At 36.3% G+C, this 25,720-nt stretch carries 24 protein-coding genes; 10 read left to right on the forward strand and 14 right to left on the reverse strand.

Annotated elements, in window-relative coordinates; all coding sequences use genetic code 11:
- The first annotated feature begins 78 nt into the window (after positions 1–78).
- From alr to RBQ61_RS03045, 7 genes are all read left to right on the forward strand, one after another.
- Positions 79–1,206, forward strand: a complete 1,128-nt coding sequence (gene alr, locus RBQ61_RS03015; RefSeq protein WP_308139054.1) for an alanine racemase — start codon at positions 79–81, stop codon at positions 1,204–1,206.
- Between the two features lie 9 nt (positions 1,207–1,215).
- Positions 1,216–2,439, forward strand: a complete 1,224-nt coding sequence (gene glyA / locus RBQ61_RS03020; protein WP_308139055.1) for a serine hydroxymethyltransferase — start codon at positions 1,216–1,218, stop codon at positions 2,437–2,439.
- A 269-nt stretch (positions 2,440–2,708) separates the two neighbouring features.
- Entirely contained in the window at positions 2,709–3,848 is a 1,140-nt protein-coding gene (locus RBQ61_RS03025; protein ID WP_308140089.1) for an ABC transporter substrate-binding protein, read from the forward strand.
- A 177-nt stretch (positions 3,849–4,025) separates the two neighbouring features.
- On the forward strand, positions 4,026–4,919 hold the full coding sequence (locus tag RBQ61_RS03030; RefSeq protein ID WP_213925999.1) for a branched-chain amino acid ABC transporter permease: 894 nt from the start codon (positions 4,026–4,028) through the stop codon (positions 4,917–4,919).
- Positions 4,919–6,001, forward strand: coding sequence for a branched-chain amino acid ABC transporter permease (locus RBQ61_RS03035; RefSeq protein ID WP_374049906.1), 1,083 nt, complete (start codon positions 4,919–4,921; stop codon positions 5,999–6,001). Before RBQ61_RS03030 ends, RBQ61_RS03035 begins: the two co-directional genes overlap by 1 nt.
- Positions 6,001–6,771 (forward strand): ABC transporter ATP-binding protein, encoded by a 771-nt coding sequence (locus RBQ61_RS03040; protein ID WP_308139057.1) that lies wholly within the window; start codon positions 6,001–6,003, stop codon positions 6,769–6,771. The genes RBQ61_RS03035 and RBQ61_RS03040 overlap by 1 nt, the downstream gene beginning before the upstream one ends.
- A complete protein-coding gene (locus RBQ61_RS03045; protein ID WP_308139058.1) occupies positions 6,764–7,471 on the forward strand; it encodes an ABC transporter ATP-binding protein in 708 nt (235 codons plus the stop codon). The genes RBQ61_RS03040 and RBQ61_RS03045 overlap by 8 nt, the downstream gene beginning before the upstream one ends.
- Positions 7,472–7,483: 12 nt before the next feature.
- Here the strand turns inward: RBQ61_RS03045 and RBQ61_RS03050 are convergent, their stop codons facing one another.
- The 5 genes from RBQ61_RS03050 to RBQ61_RS03070 form a co-directional block, all read right to left on the reverse strand.
- A complete protein-coding gene (locus RBQ61_RS03050; protein ID WP_308139059.1) occupies positions 7,484–7,918 on the reverse strand; it encodes a Fur family transcriptional regulator in 435 nt (144 codons plus the stop codon).
- 216 nt (positions 7,919–8,134) lie between these two features.
- Positions 8,135–8,659, reverse strand: coding sequence for an N-acetyltransferase (locus RBQ61_RS03055; RefSeq protein WP_308139060.1), 525 nt, complete (start codon positions 8,657–8,659; stop codon positions 8,135–8,137).
- A 116-nt stretch (positions 8,660–8,775) separates the two neighbouring features.
- Entirely contained in the window at positions 8,776–9,051 is a 276-nt protein-coding gene (locus RBQ61_RS03060; protein ID WP_213926005.1) for an HU family DNA-binding protein, read from the reverse strand.
- A gap of 43 nt (positions 9,052–9,094) precedes the next feature.
- On the reverse strand, positions 9,095–10,528 hold the full coding sequence (mazG, locus tag RBQ61_RS03065; RefSeq protein WP_308139061.1) for a nucleoside triphosphate pyrophosphohydrolase: 1,434 nt from the start codon (positions 10,526–10,528) through the stop codon (positions 9,095–9,097).
- Between the two features lies 1 nt (position 10,529).
- Positions 10,530–12,158 carry a polysaccharide biosynthesis protein gene (locus tag RBQ61_RS03070; protein ID WP_308139062.1) on the reverse strand — a complete coding sequence of 543 codons (1,629 nt, stop codon included), beginning with the start codon at positions 12,156–12,158 and terminating at the stop codon, positions 10,530–10,532.
- A 292-nt stretch (positions 12,159–12,450) separates the two neighbouring features.
- Here RBQ61_RS03070 and RBQ61_RS03075 point away from each other — a divergent pair, with 292 nt between their 5' ends.
- Entirely contained in the window at positions 12,451–14,697 is a 2,247-nt protein-coding gene (locus tag RBQ61_RS03075) for an ATP-dependent RecD-like DNA helicase (RefSeq protein WP_308139063.1), read from the forward strand.
- Positions 14,694–15,410, forward strand: coding sequence for a ComF family protein (locus tag RBQ61_RS03080; protein WP_308139064.1), 717 nt, complete (start codon positions 14,694–14,696; stop codon positions 15,408–15,410). The genes RBQ61_RS03075 and RBQ61_RS03080 overlap by 4 nt, the downstream gene beginning before the upstream one ends.
- Before the next feature lie 14 nt (positions 15,411–15,424).
- Here RBQ61_RS03080 and RBQ61_RS03085 read toward each other — a convergent pair whose 3' ends face one another.
- Genes RBQ61_RS03085 through RBQ61_RS03095 form a run of 3 tightly spaced genes read right to left on the reverse strand, consistent with a single transcriptional unit; the run spans position 15,425 to position 17,970 of the window.
- A complete protein-coding gene (locus RBQ61_RS03085) occupies positions 15,425–15,994 on the reverse strand; it encodes a 5-formyltetrahydrofolate cyclo-ligase (protein WP_308139065.1) in 570 nt (189 codons plus the stop codon).
- Positions 15,995–16,003: 9 nt separating this feature from the next.
- The gene (locus tag RBQ61_RS03090) at positions 16,004–16,621 is read right to left on the reverse strand and encodes a site-2 protease family protein (protein WP_308139066.1); all 618 of its coding nucleotides are present in this window, start codon (positions 16,619–16,621) and stop codon (positions 16,004–16,006) included.
- 47 nt (positions 16,622–16,668) lie between these two features.
- Complete coding sequence (locus RBQ61_RS03095) at positions 16,669–17,970, reverse strand: hemolysin family protein (protein ID WP_308139067.1); 1,302 nt, start codon at positions 17,968–17,970, stop codon at positions 16,669–16,671.
- A gap of 234 nt (positions 17,971–18,204) precedes the next feature.
- Between RBQ61_RS03095 and RBQ61_RS03100 the strand changes: the two genes are divergently transcribed.
- On the forward strand, positions 18,205–18,783 hold the full coding sequence (locus RBQ61_RS03100; RefSeq protein ID WP_308139068.1) for a DUF5317 family protein: 579 nt from the start codon (positions 18,205–18,207) through the stop codon (positions 18,781–18,783).
- A 35-nt stretch (positions 18,784–18,818) separates the two neighbouring features.
- Here the strand turns inward: RBQ61_RS03100 and RBQ61_RS03105 are convergent, their stop codons facing one another.
- The 6 genes from RBQ61_RS03105 to RBQ61_RS03130 form a co-directional block, all read right to left on the reverse strand.
- The gene (locus tag RBQ61_RS03105) at positions 18,819–19,742 is read right to left on the reverse strand and encodes an SPFH domain-containing protein (RefSeq protein WP_308139069.1); all 924 of its coding nucleotides are present in this window, start codon (positions 19,740–19,742) and stop codon (positions 18,819–18,821) included.
- Between the two features lie 13 nt (positions 19,743–19,755).
- Positions 19,756–20,187 carry an NfeD family protein gene (locus RBQ61_RS03110; RefSeq protein WP_308139070.1) on the reverse strand — a complete coding sequence of 144 codons (432 nt, stop codon included), beginning with the start codon at positions 20,185–20,187 and terminating at the stop codon, positions 19,756–19,758.
- A gap of 64 nt (positions 20,188–20,251) precedes the next feature.
- Entirely contained in the window at positions 20,252–21,814 is a 1,563-nt protein-coding gene (locus RBQ61_RS03115) for a M23 family metallopeptidase (protein WP_308139071.1), read from the reverse strand.
- A 223-nt stretch (positions 21,815–22,037) separates the two neighbouring features.
- Entirely contained in the window at positions 22,038–22,994 is a 957-nt protein-coding gene (locus tag RBQ61_RS03120) for an ABC transporter permease (protein ID WP_308139072.1), read from the reverse strand.
- Entirely contained in the window at positions 22,994–24,088 is a 1,095-nt protein-coding gene (locus RBQ61_RS03125) for an ABC transporter permease (protein ID WP_308139073.1), read from the reverse strand. Before RBQ61_RS03125 ends, RBQ61_RS03120 begins: the two co-directional genes overlap by 1 nt.
- The gene (locus RBQ61_RS03130) at positions 24,081–25,610 is read right to left on the reverse strand and encodes an ABC transporter ATP-binding protein (RefSeq protein ID WP_308139074.1); all 1,530 of its coding nucleotides are present in this window, start codon (positions 25,608–25,610) and stop codon (positions 24,081–24,083) included. Before RBQ61_RS03130 ends, RBQ61_RS03125 begins: the two co-directional genes overlap by 8 nt.
- Positions 25,611–25,720 lie beyond the last annotated feature (110 nt).

A 25,720-nucleotide genomic window follows, 5' to 3' on the forward strand; every position in this document is an offset into this window, starting at 1 on the left:
TTTTACATTTAATTGATTTAATTAAATTGGTTTGATATAATTGAACTGTAAGTAAATTTTAGGAGGAAATATTAAAAAATGAACGAAAAGTTAAGACCTGCCTGGGTCGAAATCAACAGAAATAAAGCAATTCACAACTTTTTAGAAGTAAGAAAGGCTGTTGGTCCGGATGTCAAAATCTGTGCCGTAGTTAAAGCTGACAGCTATGGCATGGGGGCAGTTGAACTTTCTAAGATGTATTTAGAAAACGGTGTCGACATGTTTGCCGTTGCAGTAATTTCCGAAGCTTTAGAACTCAGAGAAGAAATAAAAAACAAAGATATTTTGATTCTGGGCTATACTCCTGAAGAATTTTACGATGATGCAATAAATAATGACATAACTTTGGCAATATATAATTTTGAACTTGCAGAAAAATTAAACTCTGTTGCCAAAAAATTAAATAAAAAAGCAAAAATACATATAAAAGTTGAAACCGGAATGAACAGGCTTGGATTCCTGCCTACAGAAGAAAACGCTGATAAAGTAGCCGCCATTTTTAAAATGGAAAATATAAGCATCGAAGGTGCGTTCTCTCACCAATCGAAGGCAGATGAAAAAGATAAAACCACAGCTCACAAGCAAGCAGCAAGATTTGTTTCTTTCATGAAGATGTTGGAAAAAAGAAATGTTTCTGTTCCGATTAAACATATTGCAAACAGTGCAACAATAATAGATATGCCTGAGTATTATTATGACATGGTAAGGCCCGGAATCATACTTCCAGGATTCTATCCGTCAGATGAAGTAGATATGGAAAAACTGAAATTCGAAATATGTGTAACTTTAAAAGCAAAAGTAGCAAATGTAAAAACAATAGAAGCAGGAGAAGGCGTAGGCTATGGACATCTGTTCCATACTGAAAAATCTACTGTTGTTGGAACTATTCCTTTAGGATATGCAGACGGATATTCCAGATTGTTATCAAATAAAGGCTACATTGTTATAAAAGGCGTTAAATGCCCAATATTAGGGAAGGTATGCATGGATCAGTTTATGGTTGATCTGTCAGAGGTTAAAAATCCTCAAATCGGAGATGAAGCTATCATTTACGGTGACGGAACCGACGGTGCAATGACTGCAGAGGACGTAGCAAATATGAGAGGCACTATCTCATATGAGGTTCTCACTAATCTAGGCAAAAGACTTCCAAGAAAATACGTTTAGGAGATAATTATGAATTTTGATTTAGTCAAACAAAATGATATTGAACTCTATGAAGCTATGATGGAGGAAAAAAACAGACAAAATATAAACATCGAGCTTATCGCCTCTGAAAATTTTGTTTCAGAAGCAGTACTTGAGGCAATGGGAAGTCACTTGACAAATAAATATGCCGAAGGATACCCCGCAAAAAGATACTACGGTGGATGCGAATTTGTTGATAAAGTTGAAAATCTTGCCAGAGAAAGAGCCAAAGAAATTTTTGGAGCAGACCATGCTAATGTGCAGCCTCATTCAGGCTCAAATGCAAACTTCGGTGTTTACTTCTCAGTCCTAAAACCAGGAGACAAAATACTGGGAATGGATCTTTCGCAAGGCGGCCATTTAACGCACGGAAGCCCTGTAAATATGTCCGGCTCATACTTTAATGTTGTTTTCTACGGAGTAAAAAAGGATACCGAAACTATTGACTATGATGAAGTAAGAGAAATTGCAAAACGTGAAAAGCCAAAATTAATCGTTGCAGGAGCCAGTGCATATTCACGATTTATAGATTTTAAAGCATTCCGAGAAATTGCTGATGAAGTCGGAGCATATTTTATGGTTGACATGGCTCATATAGCAGGTCTTGTAGCAGCAAAACTTCATCCAAATCCGGTTGAATATGCTGATTTTGTAACTACAACTACTCATAAAACTCTGAGAGGCCCAAGGGGCGGCATGATACTTTGCAAAAAAGAATTTGCTCAAAAAATTGACAAAGCAATATTCCCCGGAATACAGGGAGGCCCTTTGATGCATGTGATAGCTGCAAAAGCCACATGTTTTAAGGAAGCCATGGAGGACAGCTTTAAAACTTATCAGCAACAGGTTTTATCAAATGCAAAGACTTTATCACAAGAACTTTCAAACAGAGGATTCAGAATAGTATCAGGCGGTACCGATAATCATTTAATGCTTGTTGATTTAAGAAATAAAAATCTTACAGGCAAGGAAGCAGAAAAAATGCTTGACGAAATTCATATTACAACAAACAAAAACACTATTCCGTATGACCCTCAAAGCCCATTTGTTACAAGCGGATTGAGAATAGGAACCCCTGCTGTTACAACACGAGGAATGAAAGAACCTGAAATGGTTGAGCTCGCTTCAATAATTGACGGTTTGCTGAGCAAGACTGAAGATGAAAAAGCTTTAAGAAATAAAGTGCTGGAACTAACATCAAAATTTAATTAATAAGGTTATAAAAAAACAAGGTATTAATATAATATATTAAGCCTTGTTTTTTTATTTTATTTATTTTAATTATATTGCTTTAATAAAGTTTCAGTTTAATATATATAAACAACAATAAATAATTGTATGTGTTTCAAAGAATATTGTATTTATAACACGGAAATTTATCTTGCAATAATACTTGCTGAGTGTTATAATCATAGAAATTTTATCAATAATTTGAGGAGAAGGTTATGAAAAGAAAACTATCTTTATTGTTAAGTTTACTAATGATATTTTCAATGTTCACTGCATGTGCAAAAGACCAGGGGACAAGCACCGATGCAGACTCAGACAGCGATGTGATAAAAATTGGTGTGTTTGAACCGCTGACAGGTGAAAACGGAGGCGGCGGACTTCAAGAGCTTGACGGAATAAAATATGCAAATAAAATGTATCCCGAAGTCCTAGGCAAAAAAATTGAGCTGGTAATAGTTGATAATAAGAGTGATAAAGGTGAAGCAACTACAGCAGTTACAAGGCTTATTGAGAAGGAAAAGGTTGTAGCGATAATAGGCTCTTACGGTTCGGGAGTTTCAATTGCTGCCGGAGATATTATACAAAATGCCAAAATTCCTGCAATGGGAGCTTCCTGTACTAATCCTATGGTTACACAAGGAAATGAATATTACTTCAGAGCATGCTTTCTTGACCCGTTCCAAGGAAGGGTAATGGCAAATTATGCTTTAGGGCAGGGTGCAAAAACTGCAGCTGTTATTATGCAAAACGGTGACGACTATTCCATAGGCCTGGGCAATTTCTTTATTAATGCTTTTAAAGAATTGACGGGCGATGAAAACAGTGTAGTAGATGTATCTGAATTCCAGGTAAACGATACTGATTTTAATGCAATCCTAACAAATATCAAAGCTAAAAACCCTGATGTTATATTTGCTCCAAGCTCGGCAACAACAGCTCCTCTGATTATTAAGCAGGCAAGGGCCCTAGGTATGAACAGCTTAATAATGGGCGGAGACACTTGGGAAAACCCTGCCGTTATAGATGTTGCCGGAGATGATGCAAAAGGTATTGTTCTTTCAACATTCTTTGACGAAAACGATCCCGCTACAGAAGAAGCAAAAGTATTTGTAGAAGGATACAAAAAAGAACTAGGCGATAAAGAGCCTATAATACCTGCAGTTGCAGCATTAGGATATGATGCATACCTTTTAGTAAGGGACGCTATTGAACGTGCAGGCTCAACTGACGGAGATGCTATTAAAGAAGCTATACAATCTACTAAGGACTTTGAAGGTGTTACTGGAGTTATTAACTTTACCGAAGAAGGAGATGCCGATAAAAATATTGCTGTTATCAAAACAGTTGAAGACGGTAAATTTGTATACATCGATACAGTTGAAGTTAAATAATCTGCCTTTATCATCAAGATAGCAGACTGATGAAAAATTATACTGCAACACCTAAGGGCAGAAAACCGCAACGTATCAAACATACGTCTGGATTAAGCTGTCTAAACGGTAGCAGCAGACTAAGGCGAACATACCGTTCGCCTTTTCTAGTTATTTAACTATTTTGGAGGAATAAAAATGACTTTTGAAATATTTATGCAACAGCTGGCAAACGGAATATCCATAGGAAGTCTTTACGCCCTCATAGCCATCGGCTACACAATGGTTTATGGAATATTAAGACTAATAAACTTCGCCCACGGTGATATTTTCATGATGGCAGCTTATTTTATGGTTTTCAGCATGGTAAACTTCGGACTGCCGTGGTATGTATCCATGATTTTGGTTGTTATAGCAACAATATTGCTCGGAGTATTAATTGAAAAAGCAGCGTACAAGCCTCTAAGAAGTGCTCCTCGTATGTCAATAATGATTTCCGCAATAGGTGTATCATTTTTATTGGAAAACCTTGCAACATATTTGTTTACCGGTGTACCTAAAGGGTTCCCGGATATACCAATTCTCACAAAAGCCATAAGTTTCGGAAATGTTTCTTTATCCGTTGTTACAGTTGTGACTCCCGTAATAACAATTGTTTTATTATATGTAGTACTTTTTATAACAAACAAAACAAAAATAGGCATGGCAATGAGAGCTGCCGCAAAAGATTTTGAAACTGCACGGCTTATGGGTATCAACATTAACAGAGTTATATCAACTACATTTGTAATCGGCTCCGGCCTGGCAGCAATAGGTGCTGTATTATGGGGGTCAAAGTATCCTTCTGTATATCCTCTCGTGGGAGTAATGCCTGGCTTAAAGTGCTTTATAGCAGCAGTTCTTGGAGGAATAGGTAATACCACAGGAGCTGTTATTGGAGGTTTTATCTTGGGGATGGCAGAAATAATGCTGGTTTCTTTCCTTCCTTCATTAACAGGTTACAGAGATGCAATAGCTTTTATAATACTGATTATAGTGCTGCTGGTTAAACCAACCGGACTGCTTGGAGAGAAGGTGACTGATAAAGTATGATAAAGAACAATGAAAATCATAATTATAAAATATATCTAGTTGCATTTGCAATATTTGCTTTTCTTATTACACTTTTAGATTTGAAGTATATTGGTGATGACTATGTAAGACGTGTATTGAATCTGGCTGCAATCTACACAATAGTAAGTGTTTCCATGAACCTTGTTAACGGATTTACCGGATTGTTTTCCCTCGGTCAGGCAGGCTTTATGGCTATAGGAGCTTATACAGTCGCAATTTTAACTGTTCCCATTGATAAACGTGCTGCGATTTTTTATGTTATACCTCAAAACACCTTCCTTGCCGGAATAGAGCTTCCGTTTGTAGTGGCACTTTTACTCGGAGGTCTGCTGGCTGCTTTAGTTGCAATACTAATAGGTATTCCGGTACTCCGATTAAAAAGCGATTACTTAGCCATAGCTACACTAGGTTTTTCAGAAATAATACGTATTGTCTTTACTAATGCAAAAACAATTACAAACGGCGCACTTGGAATTAAAAGTATACCTAAAATGCCAACTATGTGGGTTTTTTTCGGGATAATGATATTATCCGTAACTTTTATTATACTGCTGATAAATTCAAGCTACGGGAGAGCCTTTAAGGCCATAAGAGAAGATGATATAGCAGCAGAGGCCATGGGTATAAATCTATTTAAACACAAAGTAATGTCTTTTGCCATAGGTGCGTTTTTTGCAGGAATAGGAGGAGGTCTCTTAGCTACTTTACTTGGTACTGTGGATCCTAAGCAGTTCTACTTTGTAGCAACCTACAACTTTCTGCTGATTATAGTCCTTGGCGGCATGGGCAGCATTTCAGGTACTGTTATAGCTTCCTTTATAGTTACCATTGGGCTTGAAGTCCTAAGATTCTTTGATGACCCGCTTACTTTGTTTGGATATAATATTCCTATATTCAGAGCTGGATTTAGAATGGTAATTTTTTCTGCATTACTTATGGTTTTGGTGCTTTTCTTCAGAAATGGTATCATGGGGCAAAAAGAATTATCCTGGGGCTTCATAAAAAATATATTTAGCAAAAAGAACCTTCATAAAAAAGCTAAAAAAGGAGGTACCGCATAATGAGCGTTTTAAGCATAAAAAATGCAGTGATGCAATTCGGTGGTGTTATCGCGGTTAATGACCTCAATATAGATGTTAAAAAAGGCCACATAGAAGCCCTGATCGGGCCAAACGGAGCTGGAAAAACGACAGCATTCAATGTAATTACCGGCGTTTATACTCCCACAAAAGGAAATGTTTATTACAATGATACCAAAATTACCGGACTATCTCCCGATAAGATAACAAAGATGGGTATTGCAAGAACATTTCAGAATATACGATTATTTAAAGAACTGACTGTTTTGGATAATATTCTAATTGCGAATCATCTTCATGTAAAAAGCAATTTTTTGTCATACGCTATGAGAATGCCTTGGTCAAGATCAGAAGAAAAAAACATGAAACAAAAATCAGAAATGCTTTTGGATAAGCTTGGGCTTCTAAAATTAAAAAATGAAACGGCAAGCTCACTTCCTTACGGTGAACAGCGAAAATTAGAAATAGCTAGAGCATTGGCAACGGATGCAAAACTGTTGTTGCTTGACGAGCCGGCAGCAGGCATGAATCCTAGCGAAACCATGCAGCTTTCCAGGTTTATTCATACTATAAGAGATGAATTTGAACTTACTATTTTTATGATTGAACACCATATGGATCTCGTTATGGAAATTTCAGATAAAATCTATGTACTTGACTTTGGTCAGCTTATTGCTCAAGGCACAGCAAACGAAGTTAAAAATAACCAGAGGGTTATAGAAGCTTACTTGGGGGTGGAAGAAGATGCTTGAAATTAATAATCTGCATGTAAATTACGGTGGTATTTCGGCAGTAAAGGGAATTAATATCAGCGTTCCAGAGAAGTCCATTGTTACACTTATTGGAGCAAACGGCGCCGGAAAAAGCACCACTCTCAGGACAATTGCAGGTCTTGTCAAACCCAGCGAAGGAGAAATTAATTTTCTAGGTGAAAATATTATAGGCATGGATACAATAAATATTGTTGCAAAAGGTATTACTCTGGTTCCTGAAGGAAGAAGAGTATTTGCAAATTTAACTGTACTGGAGAACTTAAAAATAGGTGCCTATCTTCAGAAAAGCGGAATCAATGAAAGCATAGCTGAAGTTTACGATCTATTCCCCAGACTTAAGGAACGCTCATGGCAACTTGCAGGGACGCTATCCGGAGGCGAACAACAAATGCTTGCTGTAGGAAGAGCTCTCATGGCTAAGCCTAAACTTATAATGATGGATGAGCCATCTCTCGGCCTAGCTCCTTTGATAGTAAACAATATATTTGATATTATTAAAGAAATAAATAAATTAGGTACTACCATATTGCTTATAGAGCAAAATGCAAATAAGGCTCTAAAAGTTGCCGACTACGGTTACGTACTCGAAACAGGTAATATAACAATGGAAGGAAAGGGCAATGAGCTTTTACAGAACGAAAAAGTAAAAGATGCATATCTTGGAACTTCAAAGAAATAAAAATAAAGAGAGTTACTCCTCTTTATTTTTATTTCTTTGCTTTTTTAGACATTCAGCACATATTCCTGTAAATTGCAGGCTGTGTCCCGTCACTTTAAATCCTGTCTTCCTGCCTATTGACTCGTTCAAATCCTTTAACGGGCAATTTTCAATCAATATGGAATTGTTGCACTTACTGCAGGTTATATAATGGCTGTGGGACAGCTCATTCAGTTCATAGGATGCCGTACCGTCTCCCTTAAGTATTTTTAACAGAACATTTTTCTCAGTAAGAACATGCAGCGTTCTGTACACCGTTGAAAGATTAATTTTATGATCATCCATTACTAGAGTCTTAAAAATTTCCTCCGCAGTAATAGGCTCTTTTGCAGATTCTATTACCGAAAGTATAATATGCCTTTGCTTCGTATTTTTCAACGAAGATTTTTTTAGAAGTTCTTCAATCATAATTCACCTCTAATAAAGAATATAAATTTATGCCAAAATTAAATAATGACACATCACCTGTACAAAATGCACAGTAAATATACAAGGAAGCGATCTCAGCAAACAAATAATTTATATCATTAAAACATCATTTACACATTTAATTGCAATATATTGGCATTTGCAATTATACTTTACTTATTATTATTTGTCAATACACCTCAAATGATATGATTTCTATTCTTGAAATTCCATAACCATTATGTATCGGTCATGTGACTTCCCATATTCGTCCATGCTTGTTTCAGTTATCTTAAATCCTAATTTTTCATAGAGCCTTATTGCAGGCTCATTTTCAGTGTCTACAGTAAGAGACATTCTTTTAAATTCCTGTTCTTTAATATTTCCTATAATAATTTTTAAAAAATGATATCCAAGCCTGTTGCCCTGGAGTTCATCCGCTATTGCAAAATCAAACAAGTATACCTTTTCCGAGTCTTCCCAATCTCTCATCAGAATGGCCAAACCAGAAATGTTCCTCTTGCCTTCCTCTTTTAAAACATACACATTTCCGTGACGTATTTGCGGCACGAGCCCCCACTCATCCATGCCTAATTCTCCAAAAATTTCTTCGCCAAAATCAACTAGTCTCCTTAAAAACTGATTATTGTAGTCCTGCACGAGAAATACTGTTAATCCGTCAATATTCTCCAGGCTGTCTACCACCTTTTTAGGTAAGTTTTTTACTTTGTCTAGTTGCATAAACACCTCTCCTTTTATTTTTATTATCTAAAAATAATAATGCCCAATTTTTTTATTTTAATAAAATGAAAAAGGCCGCACCTACGACCTTTTTATTTATATCTTCAAATTCTTTACTAATTAACTGCTTCTTTCAAAGACTTGCCAGCTTTAAATACTGGTGCTTTTGAAGCTGGTATTGATATTGTTTCGCCAGGATTTCTTGGATTTCTACCTTGTCTTTCTTTTCTGTCTCTAACTTCAAAAGTTCCAAATCCAACTAATTGAACTTTGCCGCCTGCTACGAGTTCTTCTTTTATTGTTTCCATGAATCCATTTAAAGCTTTCTCTGCATCTTTTTTTGTAAATCCAGTTTTTTCTGCAACACTAGCAATTAATTCAGCTTTATTCATAAAAAACCCTCCTTAAATTCTTTTGTTTTTTTATCTAAATTCCTTATTGGAACTTTGATTTTTCCCATAGCTCATCCATTTCTTCAAGTGTCATATCTTTTAAGTCTCTCCCTGCATGAGTCTCTATGTATTTAAATCTTTCAATAAATTTATTTATAGTCCTGTTAAGAGCAATATCAGGATTAATTTTTACAAATCTTGATAAATTAACAAGCGCAAATAATAAATCTCCAAACTCTTCTTCCATCTTCTCAGAATCATTTTTATCGTACTCCTCAAGAAATTCCAAGAGTTCTTCTTTAATTTTCAAAACAGCTCCATCTGCATCCGGCCAATCAAATCCTACCTCAGCTGCTCTTTTTTGAATTTTATAGCTTCTGCTAAGAGGCGATAATGCTTTTGGTACGTTCTTCAAATTATCTGTATACGTATTTAAATTTTTTTCCTTATGCTTTGATGTTTCCCAGCTTTGAAGAGCTTCATCCACGTTGCCGGCCTTGATATCCCCAAATACATGAGGATGCCTAAAATACATTTTTTTGCACAAATTTGTTATGATGTCATTTAAATTGAAGTAACCTTCTTCACTGCCAATCTCTGCGTGAAAAACTACCTGAAACAATAAATCTCCGAGCTCTTCAATGAGATTATCTATATCATCATTATCTATGGCATCCACCACTTCATAAGCTTCTTCCACAACATGCTGTCTTATAGATTCATGGGTCTGTTTCCTGTCCCAAGGGCATCCGTCAGGCCCTCTCAATATTTTCACAATTCTGCATAGATTAGTAACATTATACACTGTATTTTTCGAAATTTCAATAGGTAGAACACAAAAATATGTTGAAAATCCGTATTTTTTTTCTTGATCCAGCATGTACAAAGGAGTTTTTTCGACATTTTCTTTTAAAACATCAATATTTAAAATATATGAATCATCAGAATATGTTTCCATAAGGATAAGTTTCAACTGTGAAGCCATTTCATGATCATATACCTGAGTTACTATATTTAAGGAATTTATATCGAAAGAAAACTCATCCGCCTCAAGACAATCCAGAACTTTAATAGATTTGTAATCTGAAAACCCCGACAGCTTTATGCATTTATCAAGAAAACTCATTCCATCAATTATTATTATACTTATTTGGTCTTTATATTCATTCAAAAGCTTTTTTGTTACTATATCTCCATAATATGGACTTCCTGCGGTGCAATAATTAATTTTGCCGTAGGTATTTGCAAACTCTATTAATTTATCGGCCATTTTTTCATAAACTTCATCAAAAGTTTCATATTTTTCAAAAAAATTATCAAAACATTCTATATTTATTTCTTTTTTAAGCTCTTTTACCGTCGGATGCCTTTCTGTCCTTGCAAATGTTGGTATGTTCTCGTTTAATGCCTTATATGCCTTCACAGTCAAATCATCACGGCTTCCTGCGCCTAGTCCTATAATTTGAATAGTATTCATTTTATTTCCTCACAAACCTTGCTAGTTTTTCTCCTTTGGGTATTAACTCTAAATCTGCCTTCGTAATTGCCCCCGTTGCAAACAGGCATATAACATACACTATAACAGCTATTGTTATTGAACCAAGTGTCGCCAAATTCTGACTATGAAGCACAGATTTAAAAAATCTAAATGAAACACCTGTTGCTGCTGCCATTATTGCAACCGAAAGAAGTGATCTTGAGGACACCTGTATCAATTTAATTTTTATGCTTGTATTATTTATATCATACCAGTTCAGAAGCGCAACTACAAAATAAGATATTGTAGTGCTTATGGCCGCCCCTTTTATATTAATTGATGGCATTCCGATAAGTATGTACGATAAAATTACTTTAACTATAAGTCCGGCAATCAAGTTTTTAACCGGATGAAACTGCTTATTAATAGATTGAAGAATCGCTGTAAATGCCTGCACCAATGTAAGGAAAATAACGCCTATTGCCAAAATTTCCAACAATGCTCCGGAACTTGCATGTTTTTCCGGTCCCAGCGAAGAATACAGCAAGGCAATAACCGGCTCTGCAAGCATAAACAGACCTATACCGCAAGGCAACCCTATTATCAGAGACATTTTTACACCTGCATTTGCCGTTACATTTAATTTTACATTCTGCTTTTTTGTAAACGCATCAGTGATTGCAGGTACTAAGCTCATGGCAACAGCAGTTGAAAAAACTTGCGGAAAATTTATTAATGTTTGTGCAGTACCGCTTAACTCACCAAACATATCAGCTATCTGAACATTTGTATATCCTATTGCAGTAAGCCTGTTAGATACAATGTACGAATCCATAATTCCCATCAACGGTGCAATTGAAGCCCCAATTGTTATTGGTATTGCTATATACAAAAGACTCTTAACAATATTTTTTACAGGTTCCGTTCTATTATGTGATGATAATTTTATTTCTTCTTTAATTGATTTTTTTGTGAAAAGGAACATCAGATAAATAAGTATTAATGCCGCAACACCTCCTGCAGACGCGCCAAACGTGGCACCTGCCGCAGCTTCTTCCAGCCCTCTTCCTACCAGCGCATACGCCAGATAAAGTCCAACCGATACTCTGAACACCTGCTCTATAATCTGTGATAAAGCAATGGGAGCCATATTCTGACTTCCTTGAAAAAATCCTCTGTAAGCCGATAAAAGAGGTACAGCAAACAATGCAGGAACCAGAGCTAGCATTGAGTAGTATGCTCCCGGGAATCCTATTAAGGAAACAAGATTTTTTGCAAAAATTAGTACTAGTAGCGAAGAAATTAAGCCTATAAGAAACAATCCCCATCGCGACACTTTGTATACTTGATATGCTCCCTCAAAATTCTTTAATGCCCTTTTTTCTGAAACCAATTTTGCAATTGCCGTTGGAAATCCTGATAAAGATACAACAAGCAAAAGGTTATATATGTTATAAGCAGGCTGATAATAGCCTATGCCTTCAGTTCCTATCAAATTTGTCAGCGGTATTCTGTAAATTGCCCCCAAAATTTTTACAAGTAATCCTGCAACTCCAAGAATTGCAGCCCCTTTAATGAAGTTTTCCTTTGACATGATTATTCCTTTCTTGCTCAATGATTTATAATTCAATATTCAGGCTTAAGAACCTGTAGTCTTCGGTAAAAAGCGCCAGAACACCCATTCTTATATAATACTCCTTTTTTACCAGGTAAGTTCTCTTTCTAGTGTATGAAAAATATTAACAAATATATTATGACCTATTAATGTTTATTTTTCCTTAATTTCAAACACCAATGCTGAAATAAAGTTTATCACAGTTTTTCAACCTTTGAAAGAAAAATTTGTAATCTTTTTATTTTTTATTATTTGGAATATACGAATCTATGGTATAATTTTAATAGTACAATGCAAGGAGCATTTAATGGAAACACTAAAGGGAACAATAGCAGAGACAATTTTTCGCAATGATGAAAACGGATATACAGTTGCAATGATGGAGTGCGAAAACGAAGTTATTACAATAACAGGAATTTTCGGAACTGACATTGCGGGAGAAATGTTAGAAATATACGGGAAAAGAGTAACTCACCCAAAATATGGCGAGCAATTTCAAGTTGATATGTACACCGCTCTTCTGCCATCTGACTTGGATAAAATTGAAAATTACCTGAGCTCTGGGTTAATTAAGGGTATAGGCAGTTACACTGCCAAAAAAATAGTTGAAGCATTTAAAGAAGATACTTTTAATATAATACAAAATAACCCCGGCAGGCTGACTGAAATAGACGGAATAGGCGAAAAAAAAGCGGACATGATTGCAAAAAGCTTTGCCGAACAATCAGATATAAAAGAAATAATGATGTTTTTACAAGATCATGATATAAGCACAAGCTATAGCATTAAAATATATAAGCAATACGGCAAAAACACAATTAATGTAATCAGAGAAAACCCTTACAGATTATCAGAGGACATTTACGGCATAGGTTTCAAACTGGCAGATAAAATTGCGGAATCTCTGGGCGTAGAAAAAATTTCCCCGTTTAGAATATCTTCCGGAGCAAGATATGTGCTCATGGATTTTGCTTCGAGAGGACACACATATGCACCATACAATATGTTTCTCAACAACACCGCAAGTTTACTGGGAATCAGTTGTGATTTAGTGGAGGATGAAATTCGCAACATGGCGTTTACAGGTAAAATACACATAGAAACAATTAACAATGAACGTGTTGTATATTACATTCCCTACCACACGGCAGAAGTCAGTGTATGTAAAGATCTGATCACATTATCTAGAGCGGATTTTAACTTGACAGAGGGGGATGCTTTTTCATATTTAAACAGCATCGAGGATGAATCATCCATAGTACTTTCTGAGAAACAGCGTGAAGCGGTAATACAGTCTGTTATTAACGGTGTGACAGTAGTAACTGGCGGCCCTGGAACCGGAAAAACAACCATTATCAGATCAATGATAAAAATATTCGAAAGAATGAACAAAAAGGTTATGCTTTGTGCCCCTACAGGAAGAGCCGCAAAAAGAATCACGGAGTCAACAGACAGAGAAGCCAAGACAATACACCGAATGCTGGAATATGCATACGGTGAAGATGAGAGTAGCCTTTCATTCAATAAAAACGAAGATTCTCCCCTTGATTGTGACGTAGTTATTGTAGACGAGATGTCCATGGTGGATATTCTTTTGATGAACAACCTTCTGAAAGCACTCAAAAGAAAAACAAGACTGGTTCTTGTGGGTGATGTAGATCAGTTGCCATCTGTGGGTGCGGGCAACGTTTTGTCAGATATAATAAATTCCAACACCATTAAATTTATACGTCTTGATACAATATTCAGACAATCCGCAGGAAGCATGATTGTTCAAAACGCTCACGCAATCAACAAAGGCCTTATGCCTATTTATAATAAAAAGGACACTGACTTTTTCTTTATGAGAGAAAAAAGCCGCATTGATATAGCAGAACTGATTGTTGATTTATACAGTAACAGGCTTCCTATAAAGTACAATCTGGACTCCTTAAAAGACATTCAGATTCTTTCTCCCATGAAAAAAGGAGATGTAGGTGTAATTGAGCTGAACAAAAAAATACAAGCGAACGTAAATCCTCCATCGAAGTTTAAAAAAGAAAAAGCTTTTGGAACATATACTTTTCGTGTCGGAGACAAGGTTATGCAGATAAAAAACAACTATCAGTCCGAATGGAAAATTTGCAGCGACGGCAGGGAAATAACAGGTGAAGGAGTTTATAATGGCGACATAGGGTACATAATTTTTATTGATGAAGACAATCAGGAATTAACAGTTCAATTTGATGAAGAAAAAGAAGTTGTTTACCCGTTCAATCAGCTGGATGAGCTAATACTTGCCTATGCCACTACGGTTCATAAAAGCCAGGGAAGTGAGTTCCCAGTTGTAATAATGCCTGTTGTTTGGGGCCCTCCAATGCTTCTGACACGAAATTTATTTTATACAGCAATTACAAGAGCAAAAAAGCTTGTAGTGTTGGTAGGCATTGAAAAATACATGCAAGAAATGATTAACAACAGTAAAATTGACAAGCGTTATTCGGCACTAGATTACAGACTTCATTCTTCATTAGAAACATACAATCTGTTATCGGAGGGTATTATTGAAATATGAACTCATACGCAGAATCCTTCTTAGAGCTTATTTATCCAGAAAAAAACACGTGTTTTATCTGTGAAACATACGATGAGAAGATAAATGACAAATACATTTGCTCAGACTGCGAAAAAAAAATTAAGAAAATAATTCATCCTGCATGCAGTAAATGTTGCAAGCCTATTGATTTTGACTCTTTTGACGGGCTGTGCAGAGAGTGCCGAAACTCAGACAGATATTTTGAAACGTCACGTTCTCCCTACGCATATGAAGGTATTATAAAAAAAGCCATATACAGCTATAAATACTACAATAAATCATATTTTTTTAAATTCTTTGGAAATTGCCTCGTAGATTACATGAAAGATACAAATTACGCCTATTTTGATTTTATTGCTTCTGTTCCTATCCATCCGTCTAAAATGAGGAAACGAGGATACAATCAGTCAGAACTAATAGCAAGATACATAGCTTCCAGACTATGCATACCCTATGTGGATGCGCTAAAACGCACTAAAAAGACATTGAAGCAAAGCGGGCAAAAAAAGGAAGACAGAAGAAAAAACCTTAGAAATGCCTTTACCGTCAAAAAATCCGCACAAAAAATTATCAACAGTACGATTCTATTGGTTGATGACATATACACAACCGGATCCACTGTTGATGAATGCTCTAAAGCTCTAATTAAGTACGGAGCAGAAAAAGTCTATATAATTACAATAGCCAGATAATATTTATCGCAAATCTAACGTTTATATATATTTTCTTCAGTAATAATCATATCCATTTTGACATCATGAGGCTCCGACGGAACTTTGTCAAGTACCTGAAATTCATATGCCACAGCCACAGCTGCAGAACCTCTTTTTTTTCGGCACAGAATTCTGTCATAGTAGCCCTTACCGAATCCGATGCGATTATGCTGCTTGTCAAACACAACTCCCGGAACAACTATCAAGTCAAATTCCTCCGGCTCTACGAGCCTGATTTTTTCATACACCGGCTCATAATATCCGAACGGACTCAAAACAAGATCATCCATGCTTTTAATTTCCGAGGGAATAATTACAGTGTTTTTTACGTCTGTATATGGTATTATGACTCTTTTGTTTTCAGCAAGCATTTTATTTATCAAATCATATGTCATAACTTCATTTTTAAAGCTCATATACACAAATACAACCTTGCTGTTCTTATACTCATCTGTTGCCATAAGCTTGTTCATAATTACTGTACTTTTAACAGATGCATCCTCATGGTCCATGTTGTTTCTTATTTTTAAAATTCTTTTTCTAAATTCGTTTTTATTTTCCATTTCACATTCCTAAAAAAATATTGATATTAAAAAGCTATACATAAAATTTATGACAGGGCCTATAACAAATCCTATACCCCTGAATATTATCAGCAAAAGCATAGCAAATCTCAGCTGATCATAATATTTATAATAAAAATTCCAGACTCTTGCTCCGCCTATGCTCCCTAAAATATGATGGCCGTCAAGAGGAGGTATGGGTATCAGGTTAAACGCCATAAGCACAAGATTAATTGAAACTGTACTCCTAAGTATCTCCCACAATATTTGAGTTGTAACAGTATATGGCATAAACATATCAGTAACCTTCATAAGTCCAACAAACAAGAAGGCCACCAATAAATTAGCAGCAGGTCCTGCAAGCGCCACCAAGGCATCGTCTCTTCTTGGATCTTTAAAATTTCTTCTGTTTATCATAACAGGCTTTGCCCACCCGAACCCAAACAAGAGCAAACACAAAAATCCCAAGGGGTCTATGTGCTTAATAGGATTAAGCGTCAACCGGCCCTGCGTGATAGGGGTATCATCTCCCATAAGCACAGCAGCATACCCGTGTGAAAATTCATGTATTGAAATTCCAAGTAGAATACCCGGTAAAATCAATAATTTTGTCAATAAATAATTCATAAAGCCCCCTTATATTATTAAATGTGGGTTTAACTTGAAAATTTCAATCAATCTTCATAGTCGGTAGAATCCGGAGATTTATATACTATTGCAGTTTCAAGCCTTCTTCCCTTAATTTCAGTAACCTTTATTTTGAGCCCGTATTCGTCAAGCTCCATTGTGCTCCCATCTTCGGGAATTATTCCAAGCACGCCGAACACTAGTCCTCCAAAAGTGTCAAAATCCTCATCTGGAAGCCTTATTCCAAGTTGCTTTGAAACATCCTCCAAGTAAGCAGATCCCTTTATTTTCCATGTGTCATTATCTAGTTTTTCTATTGACGGAGGTTCTGGGTTTAAATAATCATCATCAAAGTTTCCAACTATCTGCTCCAAAAGGTCATTCATTGTAATAACCCCACTCATCCCTCCATATTCATCAAATACAACCGCAAAATGATTCCTAGTCTTTTTCATGTTCTGAAACAGTACGTCTGTCCTAACAGTTTCAGGTACATAGTAAGCTGCTTTAACAGCTTTGTCCATAACATTTTCCCTGGATTTGTCTGCTAATCTGAAATAATCCTTTACATTAGCGACACCTATAATGTTGTCAGCACTCCCATCGCAAACAGGATACCTTGTATGCCTGCTCTTTGTAATTTTTTGCGCCCACTCTTCATCAGTTTCATCAAGCCATAAAATATCTACTTCGGTTCTGTGTGTCATTACTTCTTCAGCTGTTTTATTATCAAATTCAAATACATTTTGAATCATTTCTTTTTCGTTGGCATTAATGGAGCCTTTTTCACTCCCAACATCAACCATCATTCTTATATCCTCTTCTGTAACTTCTTCATCTTCAGAATTCGGATCTATACCGATAAGCCTTAATACTCCGTTAGTTGAAGCAGTTAACAGCCAAACAAGAGGCGAAAAAAACTTAGATATGGAAAATAGCATCCCTGACATAAGTAAAGCAAGTTTCTCCGCATTCTTCATTCCGACTCTTTTCGGTACAAGCTCACCGAATACAAGCGTAAAGTAAGATAAAATCAAGGTGATTATAACAACTGACAATGTGTTTAATGTTGAAGCCGGTAAATTTACACCCATTCTCAAAAGCAAATTTGTCAATCTGCTGGCAAAGTTATCTGCCGCAAATGCGCTTCCAAAAAACCCGGCCAATGTAATTCCAACCTGTATTACAGAAAGGAAATAAGATGGCTGTAAAGTCAGCTTTGTAAGCTTAATAGCGCGCTTGTCTCCCTCAAGTGCCATTTTTGCCATTCTGTTATCATTCATAGATATAACCGCTATTTCGGCAGATGCAAAAATCGCATTTACAAGAATCAGAATTACCTGTAACATTATTGGACTCCATATCGAGCCTTCTTCTAGCACTGTAAGAACCTCCCAAGTAATTTAAAATATTACAAAAATAATAACATACTTATTATAACCAGTCAATATTCATTTATTATTGAACGTTTCAAGCTATTTTATTATGTTTTTCTTTAAATAAACTAAACTTTTTCAATAAAAAGTTGATATATTTACACATATATTGTAGAATTAAATTAATTTATAAAAACGGAGGTAAAAATGTTTCTTGAAGCCTTAATTTTGGGAATAGTTGTGGGTTTAATACGAAGAGGAAAAATTTCAAGGCTGAATTATGTGAGTTTTAGCGGAAAACCTTTTATATACATAGCAGCACTCTTATATCTTGCGATTATAGTTATGAATCTTGGCCTCTTTGATTATAATTCATCGTTATATTCCGTCTTCCTTTTATTGGCTTATATTTTATCAGCATTGTTTTTAATTTCAAATATCAGCATGAAATTTATGGTTATACCCTTGGTTGGATTAGGCCTTAATTTACTGGTTTTTTTAGCAAACCGATTTAAATTTCCACTGGCTGCAGATGCAGCAGCAAGACTGTACGGAACTGAAATGCATGACCTTTTAATCAGCGGAAAGATATTGTTCTTTACTCCTGCCGATGGTGCATCATTACATTTTTTAGGAAACATAATAACTATCGGAAACTGGATTATTGTCAGTGTGGGAGATATTATTTCCGCTATTGGCGTTGTATTGGTTGTTCAGGCAGTTATATCAGATAAATTTATACAAACCAGAAACAGAATTACCTTTTCAAAAGATATTTTCAAATAAAATAAATGCGTCTACTTGGACGCATTTTATTTTACTTACTTTTCCTTACTTACTTCGCTTAGTGCACTTGCAAGTCCGGCCAGCCCCTGAATCTCAGATGGCACGATAATTTTTGTTGCATTACCGTTTGCAGCCTTTTCAAATGCTTCAAAGCTCTTTAACGTTAAAACTTCCTTGTCAAGTTGTACACCCTTTATCATCTTCAAGCCCTCTGCCGTTGCCTTCTGAATGTTCAGAATTGCTTCAGCTTCACCTTCGGCTTCTCTTATTGAAGCTTCCTTTTTAGCCTCTGCTTTTAATATGGCAGCTTGCTTCTCTGCTTCAGCTTCAAGTATAAGTGATTCCTTTTTACCCTGTGAAACCAGAATAGCAGCATTTTTTTGTCCTTCGGCGATAAGTATAGATTCCCTTTTTTCTCTCTCTGCTTTCATCTGCTTTTCCATGGCATTCTGAATTTCTTTTGGAGGAATAATATTTTTAACCTCAACACGGTTTATTTTAATGCCCCATGGGTCTGTGGCATCATCCAAAACCTGACGCATTTTTGTATTTATTATCTCTCTGGATGTCAAAGTTTGATCAAGCTCCAGATCTCCTATTATATTTCTCAATGTGGTTGCTGAGAGATTTTCTATTGCCGACATAGGCCTATCTACACCGTAAGTATAGAATTTTGGATCTGTTATCTGAAAAAACACTACAGTATCAATCTGCATCGTAACATTATCCTTTGTAATAACCGGTTGAGGAGCAAAGTCAATAACCTGCTCTTTCAATATAACTTTTTTTGCAATTTTATCTAGTAATGGCATCTTTACGTGTATCCCTACACTCCATGTTGTTTGGTATGCGCCAAGGCGCTCTACCACAAAAGCATGTGCCTGCGGCACTATTCTGATATTTGTTGCAATCAATGCTATAACAATAACAACTAAAATTATTGTACCTATAAATCCCATTCTTTACCTCCTGCTATTTTCTTTTTACTATAACTTTTGTTCCTACTATTTCTTTTACGACTACAAGTTCGTCTTTTTCAATTATTTCATCATCCATCGATCTTGCAGACCATATTTGTCCCTTTAGTTTTACATGGCCTTCACCGTTTATGTTGCTTATTGTTGATTCCACCTTTGCCGTCTCTCCGATTAAGCTGTCAATATTAGTCCTGGTTTTACCTACCTGCAGCTTTTTAACAGCTATAGGCCTTGTAAGAAGCAGACTTGCAAAAGACACAATCAAAAAAACCACGATCTGTACATGAAGGTCAAAATTCATTAAATAAACAAACCATGCAACTAAGGCTCCAATAGCAAACCAAATAGTTGTAAGACCCATTGTGGAAGCTTCAATAATTACGCACGCAGCAATTACCACAAGCCACGCCCAACCTATAAAATCCATAGCGCCTCCTAATTAATTTACTTGTATTAAGTATATACCACAATTCAGTAAAGGTAAACAATTATTAATCTATTATTCCGCTAAGCACCTGGTATGGATTAACATAAGTATTATAAATGCTTACTGCATAATGAAGGTGCGGGCCTGTTGAAAATCCAGTCGTACCCACTGTCCCTATAATATCTCCTTTTGATACTTTCTGCCCTTTTTTAACTGCAATGGTATCAAAATGATAATAAGATGTAAAAATTCCCATACCGTGATCAATTACAACTGTGTTTCCCGGAGACAAAAGCCCTTCCATTGCAAATGTTACAATTCCGCTGTTGGGAGCCTTTACCTCAGTTCCCAAAGGAGCAGCGATATCAATCCCCGAATGTCTTGATGAAGACTGTTCGTTGTTCACATACCTTATTTCGGCAAAATCGGTCGTGAGCTCTCCTTCAACAGGCATAATAAATGTACCCTCCCAAAGCTTTTCCGAAGCAGACTCTGTTCTCGCAGGCTTGACAAGCTGTAAAAACTCATAGATTGCAGTATCATCATTATTTGTATCGTTCATATCGTCAGAGACCGTAAGATACTGAGTTTTAAAAGATTTACTTATTACAGTAAAGCTCTTTGAAATAGTATAAGCATCCCCTGCCTTTCCTACTATATCAACATTAACATCATATTCTCCCGGCTGAGCATATAGATCAATGGGGCAGATGAATATACTTTTTTCCTTGTAGCTGTACATTTCCGTCTCTGTTTTTACGGCTTCTGTCGATAAGGATAATTTTTCATCACCATTTAAATTTTGAATATAGACAAGCAGAATATTCCCCGGGTAATTTTCCTTTGTAACAATCTCTATACTTGCTGGATTGTCTACATCAACAGTAAAGCTTAACGTCTGACTTCCGTAAAATTCTGAGCCCTCCTTCTGCAGCCACTGAGCATGACTTTCAACTGTATATTCTCCGTCATCAGTAAGGCTGCTAACAGCACTTTGTATATCTGTACCTGTGCTTATAATATTTCCCTGAGAATATACACGAACCACCTGACTGTCCGGAACCTTTTCATAAGCAATGTCCAGCTCATCATTTGCCCCTATTTTTACGGGACTTGTGTTTATATCTCCTCTTATCTCTCCTTTTTTCTTTGCAAATATCCCATCAATATCTTTGTATGTCCAATCATACTTAATGTTAGGATTTAACCTGCTTTCATTATAATCCAAAAAAGAATTATACAATGTGGATGCTATGTATGTGTAAGCAAAGTTTTCATCTAAAAATAATTCAGATGCTGTTTTGTCATCAATTTTGTATGTGCTTTCGTCATGTGAAATATATGCCTCTTCGTTGTTTAAATCAAAATGTATATTATAATAATCGGCACCGGAAGCTTTGTTTATAATAAGCTCGTAGGATATTAAATCTTCTGCTTCATCGTAATCCTTATCTTTTGATTTTACCGCCTTTAAAATTGTCTTTGCAATTTCGCTGTCACCGGAAACAGATGTTTTTTCACCGTTTTTTAAATTAATTATTTCAATTTCAGAAACACCCCCAGCCATGCTGCAGCTTGCAAAAAAAAGTGTAAAAGTCAATAAAACCGTTAAATATACCTTCCTCATAATACCTCCTTCATACTTCATTTTCTAGTTTTTGTTTTAAATCCCGTTTTATACATTGTATTTAACGCACATAAATATATTCTGTACATCATGTACCCAGCTGCAAATAAAAAAGACCTCCGCATCATTCCGATACAAAACTAAAGTTTCTTAAATATAGAAATACTTTACTGTCTGAGAATGATGCGGCAGGTCACTTAAATTCATATAAAATTTATTATATTTATCTTTCTTCTCTGTAATAGTTCACTCCGCAGCCGGCAGGTTGAGAGTTTTCTTTTGATTTTTTAATTGATGTTATTACAAGAACAAGGGCAGTTATTACAAATGGAAGCATATCGTAAAATGCATTTGGTATTGTAATTATTGTTTTTGGAAAATAATATTTTAGAACATTGAACGCTCCAAAAATAAACGAACCAAAGATTGCTTTTACAGGGCTCCACGAAGCAAATATAACAAGCGCTACTGCTATCCAGCCAAGGCCGTTAACACTGTTGCTCATCCACACTCCTCCGTTGATAATCATTGAGCAGTATGCTCCTCCTATTCCACATATTCCTCCGCCCAGAAGCACATTAATATACTTAAGCTTCGTAACTTTTATTCCGGCAGCATCCGCCGCTGCAGGATTCTCACCTATGGCTCTCATGTTGAGACCGGACTTAGTGTGATTTAAATACAAACCACAAATAATTGCTACCACAATTCCCAAATATACAAAAGGATTATAGTTGAACAGCAGCTTCCCTAAAACTGGCAAGTCGCTTAACCCCGGTATGTTTAAATTGTTAAGCTGCATTGTAATCTGTGCTGGAAGCTTAAGTGAAGTCGTATGTGAATTCACTATCATATACTCTCCTGCAAAATTCGAAATTCCTGTTCCAAATATGGTTAGAGTAAGCCCTGTAACATTTTGATCTGCCATAAAAGTTATGGTCAGTACAGCATATATTAAAGCTCCCAACATCCCTGCCATAAACGCCGCTATAAGTGCAATAAACAGGCTGTCACTCATATATCCCGCCATAAATCCGGCGCAGGCTCCCATCATCATCATTCCTTCAACACCGAGATTCAAATGTCCTGCCTTTTCATTCAAGATTTCTCCTATAGTACCGAACAAAAGAGGCGTTCCCGCAAATACTGCGGCAATTAAAAAATTTATGAATAAGTTCATTACTTAGCCCCTCCTTTGTATCTTTGTCCCAATGCAAATTTATACCTTATGAAAAATTCACTTCCTAAAATAAAGAACAATATTATTCCCTGCAATACTGCAGCAGAGTATGTGGATAATCCGTAGGTTGACTGCATTACGCTGCTTCCCTTTTCAAGAATGCTGAACAAAAATGAAACAAGAAATATTCCCAGAGGATTTAAATTAGCCAGCCACGCAACTATTATTGCTGTAAACCCTACTCCGCCGGCAACAGAAGAAGCCAGTGTCATGTCAGAACCGGCAGACTGAATCACACCTGACAGTCCACATATTCCTCCGCTTATTAGCATCGTTCTGATAACTACCTTTTTGACATTCATTCCCGCATACTGTGCAGTTGATTGGCTTTCTCCCACAACACTTATTTCGTATCCATGTTTGGTATATCTCATATATACGAAAACAACCACCACAAGTATCAGGGCTATTATCCATCCGAACTGCACTCCCAACACCTTATCAATTTGAGCATTTGAAGCAAACCGCGCAATTTTCGGGAACCCTGACGAGCCTGGGTCCTTCCACGGGCCGTCGCGAAGGTATGATATAACATGCAAAGCTATATAATTCAGCATCAGTGTAAACAATGTTTCGTTAGTATTAAATTTCGTTTTAAAATATGCTGGAATTGCCCCCCACAAACCTCCTCCAATAGCTCCTGCAACAAACATTAAAGCAAGGAGCGCAAAGTGAGGTAAATTACTGTAAAACAATGCAAAATATGATGAAAATACCGCACCCATTATTATTTGTCCCTCTGCTCCGATGTTCCAGAATCTCATTTTAAATGCCAGTATAACTCCAAGAGAGGTAATCAGCAGCGGAATCATAATTTTAACAGTTGCCTGTATTGCCATTTTGCTTCTAAAAGCACCTGATACAATGGTACCGTAAAGCTCTACAGGATTAAACCCAAGGCACAGTATAAACAATCCTCCTGCAGCCAGAGCCAATATAAATGCCATAATTCTGAGTCTTAATATCTCCGCCTTTGAACGTTCTGCCCTTTTCACGGTACGAAATAAAGGTTCTCTAATTTTTGCTTTATTCATTATGGCCGCCCCCTGTTAAATTCATTCCTGTCATCATAAGTCCGATTTCTTCCTTTGTAGTTGTTTTTGCATCCACAATCCCTTGAACTTTTCCGTGACACAGTACCATTATTCTGTCAGAAAGCTCCAATAAAACATCAAGATCCTCTCCGATAAATAAAATAGCTACATCTTTTTTCTTTTGCTCGTTAAGAAGGTCATATATAACATATGAAGAATTGATATCAAGCCCTCTCACAGGATATGCAGTTATAAGTACATTTGGATTTGATTCAATCTCTCTTCCAAGCAATACTTTTTGCACATTTCCGCCAGACATCATTCTGACCGGCATATAAATATTTTGAGTTACTATATCCAATTTTTCAACTAATTCTTCTGAAAGTTTTTTTGCCGGTTTTTTATCTATGAAAAGGCCTTTGTTGTTTTTATAAGATTTAAGCATGATGTTTTCTACCATTCCCATGGAACCAACGAGCCCCATTCCAAGCCTGTCCTCAGGCACAAAGCTCATGCTTATTCCTAATTTAATAATTTCATCAGGCGTCTTGCCTATAATATTTTCCTTATGACAGAGCACTGCTCCGCTTTTTATTTTAACCAGGCCGGCAATAGCCTCGCACAGTTCCTTTTGACCACTTCCCGCTATTCCTGCTACGCCCAGGATTTCTCCACTTTTAAGTTTAAAGTTTACATCTTTTATTGCTAACGTACCGTCGGCGTTTTCTACCGACAGCTCCACAACATTAAGAACAGTCTTGTTGTTTGTTGTTTCAGGCCGCTTTATTTTAAGACTGACAGGCCTGCCGACCATAAGCTCTGTAAGCTTGTTCTCATTTGTTTTTTTAGTTTCAACCGTATCAACAAGTTTTCCCTTCCTCAATATTGCGACACGATCGCTTATATTTAAGACCTCATGAAGCTTATGAGTAATAATTATTATTGCACTTCCCTGTTCCTTCATTTTACGAAGGATAGTAAACAGCTTTTCAGTTTCCTGAGGAGTCAAAACCGCTGTCGGTTCATCCAGTATAAGAATCTTTGCCCCTCTGTATAGTACCTTCATTATTTCCACAGTCTGCTTTTCACTTACAGACATATTGTAGATTTTTTTCTCAGGTTCAATTTCAAGTCCGAATTTATTGCTTATGTTTAGAATTTTATCTTTTAGTAATTTTGGTTTTTCATACCTTCCATCAGTGCCCAACACTATATTATCCATAGCATTAAAAATCTCAACCAGCTTAAAATGCTGATGAATCATTCCTATTCCATAATCTATGGCATCTTTTGGAGATCCGATTGCAGCCTCATTTCCCGCAATTGATACGGACCCTGCATCTGGATAGTATATACCTGCCAGCATATTCATCAGAGTTGTTTTTCCGGATCCGTTTTCTCCAAGCAAAGCCAAAATTTCTCCGTATTTAATATTTAAATTTATGTTGTCATTGGCAACCACATTGCCGAACACTTTTGAAATGCCATTAAGCTCTATAGCATAATTTGATTCGTTTGACATTAGTTTACTCCCATCTATGTCCGGTATATTTTTAATACAAGACAATTGCAATAAATTATAATGTCATTCTGAGGAGGTGCAATATAATAATTGCACCTCTTGTTCAGAAT

This window comes from Sedimentibacter sp. MB35-C1, from assembly GCF_030913635.1.
Classification (GTDB): Bacteria; Bacillota; Clostridia; order Tissierellales; family Sedimentibacteraceae; genus Sedimentibacter.